We start from the raw sequence: 13,812 nt of genomic DNA on the forward strand, positions 1-13,812 counted from the left end.
AACAGGAGACATTCCATGACCGTCACGCGTTTCGCCCCGTCCCCCACCGGGTTCATCCATATCGGCAACCTGCGCACCGCGCTGTTCAACTGGCTGATCGCGCGCAAGGCGGGGGGCACTTTCATCCTGCGTCTCGACGACACCGATCCCGAGCGCTCCACGCAGGAATATGCCGACGCGATCCAGGAGGATCTCGAATGGCTGGGTCTGACATGGGACCGGATCGAGCGGCAGTCCGAGCGGCTGGGCCGCTACGAGGCGGCGGCCGAACGGCTGCGCGAGGCCGGGCGGTTCTACGAGGCGTTCGAGACGCCGACCGAGCTTGACCTGAAGCGCAAGAAGCAGCTGAACATGGGGCGGCCGCCGGTCTATGACCGGGCGGCGCTGAAGCTCGACGAAGCCGAACGCGCGGCCCTGCGCGCCGAGCGCTCCGGTCACTGGCGCTTCAAGCTCGATCACGAAAGGATCGAATGGCAGGACGGGATCCTGGGCCAGATGTCGATCGACGCGGCCTCGGTCTCCGATCCGGTCCTGATCCGCGGCGACGGACAGGTGCTCTACACGATCGCCTCCGTGGTCGACGATACCGAGATGGGCGTGACCCATGTCGTGCGCGGCTCGGACCATGTGACCAACACTGCCACGCAGATCCAGATCATCGAGGCGCTGGGCGGTTCGGTGCCCAGCTTCGCGCATCACTCGCTGCTGACCGGGCCGCAGGGCGAGGCGCTCTCGAAACGCCTCGGCACGCTGAGCCTGCGCGATCTGCGCAAGGATGGGATCGAGCCGATGGCGCTGCTGAGCCTGATGGCGCGACTCGGCTCCTCGCAGCCCGTGGAGCTGCGCAGCTCGCTCGACGAGCTGATCGAGGGTTTCGACATCTCGCAATTCGGCGCGGCACCGACGAAGTTCGATCCCGCCGATCTGCGCCCGCTCAGCGCGCGGGTGCTCGCCGCGCGCCCCTTCGCGCAGATGCGCGAGACGATCCTTGGGCTGGGCGTGCCGGAGCAGAAGGCGGAACTCTTCTGGGACGTGACGCGCGAGAACATCAGCCAGGTTTCCGATCTGGAGGGCTGGTGGGCGCTCTTTCGCGACGGAACCCCCGCCGCGGTTGCGCCGGAGGATGCGGATTTCGTGGCCGAGGCGCTGCCGCTTCTTGGCGAGCCGCCCTATGATGACGGCACCTGGGCCGCCTGGACGCAAGCCGCGCGCGAGGCGACGGGGCGCAAGGGCAAGCAGCTCTTCATGCCGCTGCGCAAGGCCGTCACCGGCCGCGAGCAGGGGCCGGACATGGCCAAGGTGATGCCGCTGCTCTCGCACAAGCCCGCGATCTAGGCACCGGAAATACCGGGCGCCGCGCCGTCCGGGTCCGGCGCCATCCGCCGGACCGCGAGCCGGTCGAGCCAGTCATCGACGAAGGCGCGCTCGGCGGCGCTGAGCGTCTGCGCGCGGGGGTAGAGCGGTTGCGCGCGGTCGTCGAGGATGGGTGCATCCCAGCCATCGGTGCTGCGGAAGAAGCGCGCCGCCCCCTCCGGCCCGAACTCCGCGAGGTAGCCCTGCACCACGACGTCGAGATAGCTCAGAAGGACGGGATGGGTACGGTCCGGGGCCCGGTGCTTGCCGGGCGGAATGGTATAGAGCTCGACGGCGAGCGGCTGGCCGGCACCATGCGCGATCTGCGTCACGGGAACCCGGTCATAGGCCCGCTCGCGGTGATCGAGCGCCCGCCAATCGGCGCCTGGCACCGCGGCGATCAGTCCCTCGATGCTGCTGCCGGGGCTGGGCACGGCGGTCAGGTAGGCCACGGGGCGCAGATCGGTGTGGCGCCAGACGCGCCGCCAGCCGTCGAGCCGCGCGGTGATCGCGGCGCTGTGCCCATGGGTGCGGCGGTTCACCAAGCTGCCGTAGCCGAAGAAGAACGGATGGTCCATCGGGCGATCTAGGCGGGTATGGCGCGAACGCGCAAGCCGCTTGCGAAAGGGCGGCGGCTTCTGCATAACTCCGAGGGTCAGCGACGGGAGAAGCCGTGCGGTCCGATGGCGCGCGCGGGGCCGAAGGAGCAACCGCCCCGGTAAACTCTCAGGCAAAAGGACCGTCGCGGGGACCACAGCTCTGGAGAGTGGCGCCACGCGCCCGCCGAAGGGATAGCGATCTCAGGCGAATGGACAGAGGGGGCATCCGAGGCGGACACACGCTGTCCGCATGTTGATGCCGGAGGGACCATGACCGACCTGTCGAGAACGCCGCTGCATGCGCTGCATGTGGAGCTTGGAGCCAAGATGGTGCCCTTCGCGGGCTACGAGATGCCGGTGCAATATCCGCCCGGCGTGCTCAAAGAACATCTGCATTGCCGCGCCGAGGCGGGCCTTTTCGACGTGAGCCACATGGGGCAGGTGATCCTGCGCGCCGCGACCGGCGCGGCGGCCGATGCGGCCCGCGCGCTCGAGGCGCTGGTTCCGGCCGACCTCGAGGGCCTGGCCGAGGGTCGCCAGCGCTACGGGCTCTTCACGCAGGAGGATGGCGGCATCCTCGACGATCTGATGATCGCGAACAAGGGGGACCATCTCCTGCTGGTGGTGAACGCGGCCTGCAAGGCCGCCGATATCGCGCATCTGCGGGCGAAGCTGCCGAGCGGCATCGCCGTCGAGCCGGTCGAGGACCGCGCGCTCCTGGCACTGCAGGGGCCGGCCGCGCAGGATGCCTTCGCGGCGATCTGTCCCGATGCGGCGGGGCTCCGCTTCATGGACGTGGCCGATCTCGACAGCCCTTACGGAACGCTATGGGTGTCGCGATCGGGCTACACGGGCGAGGACGGCTACGAGATCTCGGTCGAGAACGCCCAAGCCGAGGCGCTGGCGCGGGCATTGCTGGCCCGTCCGGGCGTGGCCCCGATCGGGCTCGGCGCGCGCGACAGCCTGCGGCTCGAGGCGGGGCTCTGTCTCTATGGCAGCGATCTCGACGTGAACACGACCCCCGTCGAGGCGGCACTCGAATGGGCGATGCAGAAAGCGCGCAAGCCGGGCGGCGCACGCGAAGGCGGGTTCCCGGGCGCCGGGCGCATCCTCGGGGAGCTGCGCGACGGCGCGCCGCGCCGCCGCGTCGGCCTTCTGCCGGAGGGGCGCGCGCCGATGCGTGCGGGCACCACGCTTTTCGAGACCGAAACGAGCGAGGCGGCGATCGGACGGATCACCTCGGGCGCCTATGGGCCGTCGATCGAGCGCCCCATGTCGATGGGATACCTGCCGCGCGATCTGGCCGAGCCGGGACGGACGGTCTATGCCGAATTGCGCGGGCGCAGGCTTCCGGTGACGGTGTCGCAGATGCCGTTCCGCCCCGCAGGTTACAAACGCTGACAGGACGAGAGGATAGGTTTGATGAAATTCACGGAAGAACACGAATGGCTCCGCGTCGAGGACGATCTCGTCGTCGTCGGGATAACCGAGCATGCCGCGACGCAGCTGGGCGATCTGGTCTTCGTCGAACTGCCCGAGCCGGGCAAGACCGTCGCCAAGGATGACGAGATCGTGGTGATCGAGAGCGTCAAGGCCGCCTCCGACATCATGGCGCCCGCCGATGGCGAGATCGTCGAGGTGAACGAAGCGCTCGAGGGCAATCCGGCGCTCGTCAACGAGGATCCGCTCGGCGATGGGTGGTTCTTCAAGATGAAGCTCGCCGACATGTCCGACATGGACAAGATGATGGACGAGGCCGAGTACAAGAAGTTCATCTGACGACGCGCCGGAGGTGGTCCCAAGGTCGCCTCCGGCGGAGGTATTTTTGCGAAGATGAAGCTGAGAAGGGAGTGCCCGCGGCCCCCTTCCGAGGAGACGCGATGCCCTTCACCCCCACCGATTACCTGCCCTACGACTTCGCCAACCGGCGCCATATCGGCCCCTCGCCTTCGGAGATGGAGCGCATGTTCGAAACGCTCGGGGTGGACAGCCTCGACGCGCTGATCGACGAGACTGTGCCGCAGGCGATCCGGCAGGCCGAGCCGCTCGATTTCGGCAAGCCCAAATCCGAGCGCGAGTTGCTGTGGTACATGGGTCAGGTGGCCAAGAAGAACCAGGTCTTCAGCTCGATGATCGGGCAGGGCTATCACGGCACGGTCACGCCGCCGGTGATCCAGCGCAACATCCTCGAGAACCCGGCTTGGTACACCGCCTACACGCCCTACCAGCCCGAGATCAGCCAGGGGCGTCTCGAGGCATTGCTGAACTACCAGACGATGATCGTCGATCTCACCGGGCTCGACGTGGCCAACGCGTCGCTTCTCGACGAGGCGACGGCCGCGGCCGAGGCGGTGACGATGGCCCAGCGCGGTGCCAAGTCCAAGGCGCGTGCCGTCTTCGTGGACGAGAACTGCCACCCGCAGAACATCGAGGTCATTCGCACCCGCTGCGCGCCGCTGGATATCGAGGTCATCGTCGGCGCGCCCGGTGACATGGAGGCCGAGCGCGTTTTCGCCGCCGTCTTCCAGTATCCCGGCACCCTCGGCCATCTGACCGATTTCGAGCCGCATATCGCCGCCCTGCACGAGGCGGGCGCGCTTGGCATCGTGATTGCCGATCCGCTGGCGCTCACACTTCTCAAGGAGCCTGGCGCGATGGGGGCCGACATCGCCGTCGGCAGCACCCAGCGCTTCGGCGTGCCGATGGGCTATGGCGGGCCGCACGCCGCTTACATGGCGTGCCGCGATGCCTACAAGCGCTCCATGCCCGGACGCATCGTCGGTGTCAGCATCGATGCGCGGGGCAACAAGGCCTACCGCCTGAGCCTGCAGACGCGCGAGCAGCATATCCGCCGTGAGAAGGCGACCAGCAACGTGTGCACGGCGCAGGCGCTCTTGGCCGTGATGGCGTCGTTCTACGCCGTTTTCCACGGGCCGGAGGGCCTCAAGGCAATCGCCCAGCGGGTGCACCGCAAGGCGGTGCGCGTGGCGCGCGGGCTCGAGGAGGCGGGCTTCGTCGTGGGGGCGGAGGCGTTCTTCGACACCATTACCGTGGAATGCGGGCCATTGCGCCAGGCGATCCTCGACGAGGCGGCGCGCCAGCGCATCAACCTGCGCCCCATCGGCCACAGCGAGATAGCGATCACCGTCGACGAGACCACCCGGCCCGAAACGGTCGAGCGGCTCTGGCGCGCCTTCGGCATCATCGGCCGGCGCGACGATCAGAGCCAGGAATACCGGGTGCCAGAGGTGCTGCACCGCAAGAGCGGCTATCTCGATCATCCTGTCTTCCACATGAACCGCGCCGAGACCGAGATGATGCGCTACATGCGCAGGCTGGCCGATCGCGACCTCGCGCTCGACCGGGCGATGATCCCGCTGGGCTCGTGCACGATGAAGCTCAACGCCGCCGTCGAGATGATGCCGATCACCTGGCCCGAATTCTCGAACATCCACCCCTTCGCGCCTGCCGAGCAGACCGAGGGATACAAGCTGATGCTCGACGATCTGAGCGAGAAGCTCTGCCAGATCACCGGCTATGACGCGATGAGCCTGCAGCCCAATTCGGGCGCGCAAGGAGAATATGCCGGCCTTCTGACCATCGCCGCCTATCACGCCTCGCGCGGCGAGACCAACCGGCGCGTCTGCCTCATCCCGGTCAGCGCCCATGGCACCAACCCCGCCTCGGCGCAGATGTGCGGGATGAAGGTCGTGGTCGTGAAATCGGCCGCCAACGGCGATATCGACGTCGATGACTTCCGCGCCAAGGCCGAGGCCGCCGGCGGTGACCTGGCCGCCTGCATGATCACCTATCCCAGCACGCATGGCGTCTTCGAGGAGACGGTGCGCGAGGTCTGCGAGATCACCCACGCCCATGGCGGACAGGTCTATATCGATGGCGCGAACCTCAACGCGATGGTCGGCCTGTCGAAGCCCGGCGATATCGGCGGCGATGTCAGCCACCTGAACCTGCACAAGACCTTCTGCATTCCGCATGGGGGGGGCGGTCCGGGCATGGGGCCCATCGGGGTCAAGGCGCACCTGACGCCCCATCTGCCGGGCCATCCGCAGACGGGCGGCGAGACCGGTCCGGTCAGCGGCGCGCCCTATGGCAGCGCCTCGATCCTGCCGATCAGCTGGGCCTACTGCCTGCTGATGGGCGGCGCCGGGCTGACGCAGGCCACCAAGGTCGCGATCCTCAATGCCAACTACATCGCCAAGCGGCTCGAAGGGGCGTTCGACGTGCTCTTCAAGGGGCGCGGCGGGCGCGTGGCGCATGAATGCATCCTCGACACCCGGCCTTTCGAGAAATCCGCCGGCGTCACCGTGGACGACATCGCCAAGCGGCTGATCGACAACGGCTTCCATGCGCCGACGATGAGCTGGCCGGTGGCGGGCACGTTGATGGTCGAGCCGACCGAGAGCGAGACCAAGGCCGAGCTCGACCGGTTCTGCGACGCGATGCTGTCGATCCGCGCGGAGATCGAGGCGATCGAGACCGGCGAGGCGGACCGGGCGAACAACCCGCTCAAGAACGCGCCGCACACGGTCGAGGACCTGGTCGGCGACTGGGATCGCCCCTACAGCCGCGAGGCGGGCTGCTATCCCAAGGGCGCGTTCCGCGTCGACAAGTACTGGCCCCCGGTGAACCGGGTCGACAACGTCTTCGGCGACCGCAATCTCGTCTGCACCTGCCCGCCGCTCGAGGACTATCTCGACGCGGCGGAGTGACGGGGGGCCGGCGCGGCACGGACGGCGCGCCGGTCATTTCATGCCGCCTCGGCAGGCTCCTGCGTCAGGGCAAGCGCGCGCAGGCGCTCGCAATGCTCGTCGAGGAGCTGCTTGGGTAATGCCATGCCGAGCGCGCGCGCCGAGGCCGCCTGCGCCGCCCGCCGCATCTCTGCATCGCCATTGCGCGAGACCTCGCGCAGCATCTTGTGCAGGCGGACCTGCACCTCGACATTGCCCGCACCGTCCCGGGCGATGGGATCGATCGCATCGCGCATCAGGTCCTCGGCGCTCACCGGCTCCATCCAGACATGGGGGAAATGGATTTCCTCCTCGTCGCCCTGCTGGGCGCGAAAGCCGTGCAGGACGCGTTGCAACCGGCTGAGCACGTCGATCGCGGTTCCCGGATCATTGATCCCCGGCGACAGGGCGCGCTGGGCGATCTCGCTGAGCACGATCGCCCCGAAGCGCGGATCCTGGTCGAAGTTGCGCTGGGTGCTGAGCGTGAAGGCATGGCGCAGGCGCGCGACATCCATCTCGCCCGCGTAGCGCAGGATCGGCGTGCCTTCGCTGGCCAGCGTTCCGGGACTGCGCAGGATGTAGACGAGGCCGCCGTCCTTGCAGCATTCCTCGAGCGCGGCCAGGTCGATATGCTGCACGTAGCCTGTCTCCCAGGCGAGCAGCTCCCGCGCGGCGCCCGGAATGATCAGATCGCGCGACAGCGGACGCGCGCCGAGGCAGGGCCACCTGTTGCGGGCGTCGATCGCGCGCTGGGCGACATCCTCGATCTTGCCGCTCGTGGCAACCACGCTGCCCAGATCGCTCAGGTGGTCGATCCAGCGCAGGATCGCCACGACCACGAGCCCGATGACCAGCAGCGTGAAGAAGAGGATCACGGTCGGGGACTGTCCGCTATAGACCCCCGTGCCAAGGACGATCAGGCCGACAAGGGCGAAGACGAAGGCGCCGAGGAACGTGGCGAGGACGGTCTGCGTCGTGGTGTCCTGTATCAGCACCTGATGCGAGCGCGGCGTCACCTGTGAGGAGGCGGACTGGCGGGCGGAAACCATGACCGAGAGCGAGAAGATGGTTACCGCGAGCATCGAGGAGGCGAGGATCTCGAGGATGTTCGACACGTCTCCCGCGCTGAACTTCTCGGCCATCCATTGCGGCACGAGGGGGGCTATCGGCCGGCTGACAAGCGCCGCGACGACCGCCAGCCCGGCGATGAGCGCAGCCCTGATCCAAAGTTTTCGCGTCAGCGCGCGCAGTTGATAGAACCGTTTGGAGAGTGCGGCCGCGCCGAGTTTCATCGCGTTGTCCAATCCGCGCCGGGGAAGGCGCATTCAAATCCGGTGACGGGATGCAATCTAACCGCTGGCCGCGCCGCGTCGAGTGTTCGCGGACTTGACACCGATGGCCGGCGGGGTCATCTAATTTCGCAGTGGGGCCGTAGCTCAGTTGGGAGAGCGCGTCGTTCGCAATGACGAGGTCGTCGGTTCGATCCCGATCGGCTCCACCAATCGCCATGTTCCGTTCGCGTTTTCAGTGGTGCTTTGCGCCGCCGCCAGTGGCCGGCATGCTCATTCCTCGCTGGCGATCGGCTCCTCCCGCACGGCGCCGCCGCGCAGCAGGAGCGCCGCCGCCGCCGGCAGCAACGCCGCGCCGAGGAACATTATCGCCGGTCCGACAGCATCCGCCGCCACGCCGCCAAGGGCCGCGCCGAGAACGCTTCCGGCGGCCATCGCCAAGAGCGCGGCCGTGAAGCTCAGCGAGGGCAGGGACGGGAAAAGCTCCTCCGACCAGGAGGCGATGAGCGCGCTCGTGACCATCACATGGATGCCCTGTAGACCCGCCGAAGCGATCAGTCCGGCCCAGCTTGTAGCCGCGAATGCGATGAGCAGCGCGGAGCATGCGCCGGCGGCCATCGACAACCGCAGCAGGCGCGACAGGCCAAGCCGCGCGCGCAGCCGTCCCGCGCCGAGCCCGATCAGCCCGAAGATCCCGTAGCTGACGAAGATCAGCGCGGGAGCGGCTGCGGCAGGAAGTCCCTCGGGGCCTCCCGTGCCGCGCGCGTGATCGGCGGCAAACGCGATGTAGATGGCAGAGCTCGTCCCGAAGACGAAGGCGGTGAGAAAGAGGGGGCGGGCCTTCCCGTGCCGCAGGTGCCGCCAACCGCCACGGGGCGTGGCATGCGGGCTTTTCTCGACCTGGCGTAGGCTCATCAGATTGCCGATGAGCACCAGCACTGCGGCGGCCGCGAAGCCGGCCCAGCAGTAGCGCCATGAAATGCCGCCCACCAGCGGCCCCAGGGCCGTGAGCCCCGCCACGCAGACGCCGAAGCTCGTTCCGGTGCTGACCGTGGCAAGGGCGGCGGGGCGGTCGCTCTGCCGCACCTTGCGGTGCACCGCGTCATTGAACGGGGTCCATGCGAAACCGGCGCTCGTCGCGGCGAGAAAGACGCCCCCCGCGAGGATCATGGGGCCGGGTGCCGCCGCGATGATCGCCATCCCTGCGGCTGCCGCCGCGAGGCCGACAACGACCGGGGCTTCCGGTCCGCGCAGGTTCAAAAGCAGCTGCGCGAGCAAAAGCCCCAGCAGAAAGCCGAAGAAGCCCAAGCTGGAGATGAAGCCGATCGTGGAGGTCGACAGCTCGAAGGTTTCGCGAAATTCCGGCACGAAAAGGCCGAACCCCATCCGTGCGGGTCCATAGCCGATGGCGGTCGCTGCGAAACCGGCGGCCGATAGGCTTTGATAGAATGTCATGGCCTGGTGTCGCATCGCTGCGGAAAGCCCGGGGAGCTGTCAAATGTTCCGGGCGAATTTGGCTGGCCACGGGCCCGGCGGCATCGCGAGGAAGCGAGAAGGGGTGGCCGGGCTACGCAAGGCCCACGCACGAGGCGTTCGGCGCATGCGGGGTTGTTTTGGATGACGTGGCGGAATGCAGTGCACCGAAAGCGCGCGCTGGCGAAGTTTTTGCGGCCAAAGCTCAAGTCGTTGCGCGCCTGCCGGGCATGAACGCTTGGTGCCCCGCTTGCCGGGCCGCGGGGCTGATTTAGATCCTTTCTAATCCCCGCACGCTTTCAATTCCACAATCCAGACTGGAGCACCGATGTCCAAACGTCCCCCTGATCTGCGCCGGCCCGGCGTCTCCCGCCGCGGCTTTCTGCAAGGCAGCTCGGTCGTTGCCGGCTCCCTCGGCCTTGCCGCCGGCGAGGTTCGTGCCGCCGCGGCCGAGCCCACGTCCGACACGCGCAATATCGAGATCAAGATCAACGGAAAGACCCGCAACATGTCGGTCGAGCCGCGCACCACGCTTGTCGAGGCGCTGCGCGACACGCTCGGGATGACCGGCACCAAGATCGGCTGCAACCAGGGCCAGTGCGGCGCATGCACCGTCCTTCTGAACGGCAGCCGCGTCAATTCCTGCCTCACGCTTGCGGTGATGGCCGAAGGCGGGGAGGTCGTCACCGTCGAGGGGCTTGCCGATCCGTCCGGCGATCTGCACCCGATGCAGAGCGCCTTCGCCCGGAACGACGCTTTCCAATGTGGCTATTGCACGCCCGGACAGATCCTCTCCGCGATCGCCTGTATCGACGAGGGCCATGCCGGCAATGAGGCGGAAATCCGCGAATACATGAGCGGAAATCTCTGCCGTTGCGGCGCCTATCCCAACATCGTGGCCGCCATCGTGCAGGTCCGCGACAGCCAACAGGGGTAACCCCATGAAGAACTTTGCCTATACGCGCCCCCGCTCGCTGGGCGACGCGACCGAAGCGGCCGGCAATGACGGCGCGCAGATCATCGCCGGCGGCACCACCATGGTCGACCTGATGAAGATCGGCGTTCTTGCGCCCGAGACCCTCGTGGACATCACCGGCCTTGGCGATCTCGAAGGTCACGCGGTCGGCACCGATGCGCTGCAATTCGGCGCGCTCGCAAGGATGTCGAAGGTCGCCGACGATCCTGCCGTGATCGAGGCCTTTCCGGCCCTGTCCGAAGCCCTGTGGAAAGCCGCGAGCCCTCAGCTGCGCAACGCGGCGACGCTTGGTGGCAACATCCTGCAGCGCACGCGGTGCCCCTATTTCCGCGACACCGCCTATGCGCAGTGCAACAAGCGCGATCCCGGCTCGGGCTGCGCCGCGCTCGACGGCGGCAAGACCAGCCACCATGCGATCCTTGGCGGATCGGAGGCCTGCGTCGCGATGTATCCCGGCGATTTCGCGCAAACCCTCGTGGCTTTCGACGCGCAGGTGATGACGCGGGGGCCGGGCGGCACGCGCACCATTCCCTTCGCCGAGCTGCATCTTCTGCCCGGCGACACGCCGCATGTCGAAACGGTGCTCGAGCCGGGCGAGATCGTGACCGCCATCACCCTGCCGCGCATTCCGGCGATGGCGAACAGCCACTACCTCAAGGCGCGCGATCGCGAGAGTTATGCCTTCGCCGCGGCCTCCGCCGCCGTTGGTGTCGAGATGGATGGGGACACGGTGCGCGACGTGCGCATCGGCCTTGGCGGGGTCGCCGCGACGCCCTGGCGCGCCCGTGCGGCCGAGGATGCCCTCAGGGGCGGCCCGCTCAACGAGGAGACCGCGCGCGAGGCGGGCCGCATCGCGTTCGAGGAGGCCGTGCCGCTCGAGGGCTCTGCCTACAAGATGCCGCTGGGCGCCGATGTCGTGGCCGGCGCGCTCCTGACCGTGAAATCCCGTATCGGAGGCGAATGATGGCCCAGACGATCAACACCGAAGTCACCCGCGTCGATGCCCGTCGCAAGGTCACCGGCACCGCGAGCTATGCCGCCGATTCCATTCCTGCGGGAATGCTCCACGGCGCGCTGGCATGCACCGCCGTCGCGATGGGCCGGATCGCCGGCATCGACACGGCGAGGGCCGAGGCCGAACCGGGCGTCGTGGCCGTCTTCACACATGAGACGCTGCCCGACTACAAGACCGTGAAGGGGTTCTACGCGGGCGGCCCGGGCTCTGCGTCCTTCTGGCCGATGGAGGGCACCGAGATCCGCTATGCGGGCCAGCCCTTCGCTTATGTCGTGGCCGAGACCGCCGCGGCCGCGCGCCGCGGCGCCGATCTCATCGCGGTGCGCTACGAGGAGGATGCCGCGCAGATCCACATGGATCCGGGCGAGAGCTTCATCATCGGCGCCGGTGAGGACAGCGAGGGCATGACCCTGACCAAGGGCGATATCGAGGCCGGCCTCGGCGCGGCCGCGCAAACCGTCGAGGCGACCTACAGAACGCCTTTCCAGCACCACAACCCGATGGAGATGTTCGCGGCCACCGCCGAGTGGCGCGGCGAGCAGCTCACCGTCTGGATGCCATCGCAATCGGTGCGCACGCTGCGCGGCGGGATCGCGAAGGCCTACGGCTTGCCGGAGACCAGCGTGCGGGTGCTCTCGCCCTTCGTCGGCGGCGCCTTCGGCTCGAAGGCAGGGGTCACCCCTTACGCGATGCTGACCATCGCGGCGGCTAGGGCCGTCGGCGCGCCCGTCAGGCTGATCGTCACGCGGCCGCAGATGTACACGGTCGCCACCTTCCGCCCCGAGACCGAGCAGAAGTTCCGCCTTGGCGCCGACGCGGATGGCAAGCTGACCGCGTTCGAGCATGTCGAGATCGCCCAGACCTCGCGCTTCGATGACGTGGTCAACCCCGGCACGCATATGACGCGCTCCATGTATGCCTGCCCGAACATCCATACCGAGCAGCGGCTTGCGCGGTCGGACACCAACTCGGGCGGCTTCATGCGTGCGCCCAACGAGATGCAGACCTTCTTCGGCCTCGAGAGCGCGATGGATGAGCTTGCCTGGAAGCTGGGCATGGACCCGGTCGAGCTGCGCCGTGTGAACGACACGAACCGACACCCGGTCAAGGACGTGCCCTTCTCCTCGCGCTCGCTGATGGAGAGCTATGACGCGGTATCGCGCAGCTTCGGCTGGGCCGATCGCGGACGCGAGGTCGGCTCGATGACGGATGGCGACTGGCTCGTGGGTTATGGCTGCGCGACCGCCACCTATCCCACCAACATGTCGCCCTCCTCGGCGCGGGTGCGCATGCAGGGCTCCGGTCATGCCTATGTCGAGCTTGCCGCCCATGACGTGGGCACCGGAAGCTACACGATCTTCGCACAGATCGCGGCCGCGCAGCTTGGCCTGCCGGTCGAGGCGGTGGACGTGGTGATGGGCGAGGCGGACCTGCCGCTGGCGCCGATCGCCGGTGGCTCGACCACGGCGGCCTCCTCGGGCTCGGCCGTGCACATCGCCTGCACCAACATCGCGCGCGGCGTGGCCGAAAAGGTCGCGGCGCAGAAGGACGGACCGCTTGCCGGGCTCGATCCCGCGCAGATCACGCTGGAGAACGGGGTGCTGAAAGGTCCCGGCGGCGAGAGCCAGAGCCTTGCCGAGGCGCTGGCCTCCACGCCGATGGGCGAAATCGAGGCAGAGGGGCAATACCGCCACCCGGCCCTGACCGACAAGGCGCTGCGCATGACCTATCATGGCGGCTATGGCGTTGCGGGTCCGGTCACCCCCGAGATGGCGATGTTCGCCTTCGGCGCGCAGATGGCGGAGGTGCATGTCCACCGCTACACGCACGAGATCCGCGTCCCGCGCCTGCACGGGGCCTTTGCCGCCGGCACATGGCTCAACCGCAAGACCGCGCATAGCCAGCTGATGGGCGGCATGGTCTGGGGGCTCGGCTCGGCGCTGCACGAGATCACGGAGGTGGATACGCCGAGGGCACGTTTCCTCAATGCCAATATCGCCGAATATCTCATCCCGGTGAATGCCGACGTACGTGAGCTTCGGGTCGAAATGCTCGAGGAGCGCGACGACTACGTGAACCCTCTCGGCGTCAAGGGCATCGGCGAGCTGGGTATCGTCGGCACGGCCGCCGCCGTGGGCAACGCGGTCTATCACGCGACCGGCAAGCGCCTGACCGCGATCCCGATGCGCATCTCGGACATCGTGTCTGCCTGACACCCGGCGGGGTCATGGGCGCGGAATGGCGCCCATGACCCCGCATACGCGCCGCGTGGGGCGCAGAATGAGGGAGCCAAGCGTGCCATCTGTCACTGGCCGAGAACCCGCGATACTGCCCTACCGTGCTGGGTCGCCGCCGCGCG

10 protein-coding genes, 1 tRNA gene and 1 riboswitch are annotated in these 13,812 nt (G+C 67.9%); of the genes, 8 read left to right on the forward strand and 3 right to left on the reverse strand.

Annotation, left to right across the window (positions count from 1 at the left end):
* The first annotated feature begins 15 nt into the window (after positions 1–15).
* Positions 16–1,335, forward strand: coding sequence for a glutamate--tRNA ligase (gltX, locus tag PMES_RS04740; protein WP_159964376.1), 1,320 nt, complete (start codon positions 16–18; stop codon positions 1,333–1,335).
* On the opposite strand, the gene PMES_RS04745 is transcribed toward gltX, so the two are convergent.
* Complete coding sequence (locus tag PMES_RS04745) at positions 1,332–1,931, reverse strand: gamma-glutamylcyclotransferase family protein (RefSeq protein WP_159964377.1); 600 nt, start codon at positions 1,929–1,931, stop codon at positions 1,332–1,334. The two genes, gltX and PMES_RS04745, sit on opposite strands and share 4 nt — an antisense overlap.
* 74 nt (positions 1,932–2,005) lie before the next feature.
* Positions 2,006–2,105: riboswitch (glycine riboswitch) on the forward strand.
* Positions 2,106–2,222: 117 nt separating this feature from the next.
* Between PMES_RS04745 and gcvT the strand changes: the two genes are divergently transcribed.
* The 3 genes from gcvT (at position 2,223) to gcvP (ending at position 6,682) form a co-directional block, all read left to right on the forward strand.
* A complete protein-coding gene (gcvT, locus tag PMES_RS04750) occupies positions 2,223–3,353 on the forward strand; it encodes a glycine cleavage system aminomethyltransferase GcvT (protein WP_159964378.1) in 1,131 nt (376 codons plus the stop codon).
* Positions 3,354–3,374: 21 nt separating this feature from the next.
* On the forward strand, positions 3,375–3,731 hold the full coding sequence (gcvH, locus tag PMES_RS04755; RefSeq protein ID WP_159964379.1) for a glycine cleavage system protein GcvH: 357 nt from the start codon (positions 3,375–3,377) through the stop codon (positions 3,729–3,731).
* 101 nt (positions 3,732–3,832) lie between these two features.
* The gene (gene gcvP, locus PMES_RS04760; RefSeq protein ID WP_159964380.1) at positions 3,833–6,682 is read left to right on the forward strand and encodes an aminomethyl-transferring glycine dehydrogenase; all 2,850 of its coding nucleotides are present in this window, start codon (positions 3,833–3,835) and stop codon (positions 6,680–6,682) included.
* 38 nt (positions 6,683–6,720) lie between these two features.
* On the opposite strand, the gene PMES_RS04765 is transcribed toward gcvP, so the two are convergent.
* The gene (locus PMES_RS04765; protein WP_159964381.1) at positions 6,721–7,992 is read right to left on the reverse strand and encodes a DUF2254 domain-containing protein; all 1,272 of its coding nucleotides are present in this window, start codon (positions 7,990–7,992) and stop codon (positions 6,721–6,723) included.
* A gap of 133 nt (positions 7,993–8,125) precedes the next feature.
* Here PMES_RS04765 and PMES_RS04770 point away from each other — a divergent pair.
* Positions 8,126–8,201: transfer RNA gene (locus PMES_RS04770), tRNA-Ala, on the forward strand.
* A 61-nt stretch (positions 8,202–8,262) separates the two neighbouring features.
* Here the strand turns inward: PMES_RS04770 and PMES_RS04775 are convergent.
* Complete coding sequence (locus PMES_RS04775) at positions 8,263–9,444, reverse strand: MFS transporter (protein WP_159964382.1); 1,182 nt, start codon at positions 9,442–9,444, stop codon at positions 8,263–8,265.
* A gap of 346 nt (positions 9,445–9,790) precedes the next feature.
* Here PMES_RS04775 and PMES_RS04780 point away from each other — a divergent pair, with 346 nt between their 5' ends.
* Genes PMES_RS04780 through PMES_RS04790 form a run of 3 tightly spaced genes read left to right on the forward strand, consistent with a single transcriptional unit; the run spans position 9,791 to position 13,666 of the window.
* Positions 9,791–10,399, forward strand: coding sequence for a (2Fe-2S)-binding protein (locus PMES_RS04780; protein WP_159964383.1), 609 nt, complete (start codon positions 9,791–9,793; stop codon positions 10,397–10,399).
* Between the two features lie 4 nt (positions 10,400–10,403).
* A complete protein-coding gene (locus tag PMES_RS04785; protein ID WP_159964384.1) occupies positions 10,404–11,402 on the forward strand; it encodes an FAD binding domain-containing protein in 999 nt (332 codons plus the stop codon).
* Positions 11,402–13,666: a xanthine dehydrogenase family protein molybdopterin-binding subunit gene (locus tag PMES_RS04790; protein ID WP_201288952.1), complete on the forward strand. Its 2,265-nt coding sequence runs from the start codon at positions 11,402–11,404 to the stop codon at positions 13,664–13,666. The genes PMES_RS04785 and PMES_RS04790 overlap by 1 nt, the downstream gene beginning before the upstream one ends.
* The last annotated feature ends 146 nt before the right edge of the window (positions 13,667–13,812 follow it).

The sequence above is a fragment of the Profundibacterium mesophilum KAUST100406-0324 genome (assembly GCF_009835145.1).
Lineage (GTDB): Bacteria > Pseudomonadota > Alphaproteobacteria > Rhodobacterales > Rhodobacteraceae > Profundibacterium > Profundibacterium mesophilum.

Coding starts and splice junctions, on each gene's coding strand:
- PMES_RS04765 (WP_159964381.1), bottom strand. CDS start 7,992: ATGAAACTCGGCGCGGCCGCACTCTCCAAACGGTTCTATCAACTGCGC.
- PMES_RS04785 (WP_159964384.1), top strand. CDS start 10,404: ATGAAGAACTTTGCCTATACGCGCCCCCGCTCGCTGGGCGACGCGACC.
- PMES_RS04745 (WP_159964377.1), bottom strand. CDS start 1,931: ATGGACCATCCGTTCTTCTTCGGCTACGGCAGCTTGGTGAACCGCCGC.
- PMES_RS04780 (WP_159964383.1), top strand. CDS start 9,791: ATGTCCAAACGTCCCCCTGATCTGCGCCGGCCCGGCGTCTCCCGCCGC.
- gcvH (WP_159964379.1), top strand. CDS start 3,375: ATGAAATTCACGGAAGAACACGAATGGCTCCGCGTCGAGGACGATCTC.
- PMES_RS04775 (WP_159964382.1), bottom strand. CDS start 9,444: ATGACATTCTATCAAAGCCTATCGGCCGCCGGTTTCGCAGCGACCGCC.
- gcvT (WP_159964378.1), top strand. CDS start 2,223: ATGACCGACCTGTCGAGAACGCCGCTGCATGCGCTGCATGTGGAGCTT.
- PMES_RS04790 (WP_201288952.1), top strand. CDS start 11,402: ATGGCCCAGACGATCAACACCGAAGTCACCCGCGTCGATGCCCGTCGC.
- gltX (WP_159964376.1), top strand. CDS start 16: ATGACCGTCACGCGTTTCGCCCCGTCCCCCACCGGGTTCATCCATATC.
- gcvP (WP_159964380.1), top strand. CDS start 3,833: ATGCCCTTCACCCCCACCGATTACCTGCCCTACGACTTCGCCAACCGG.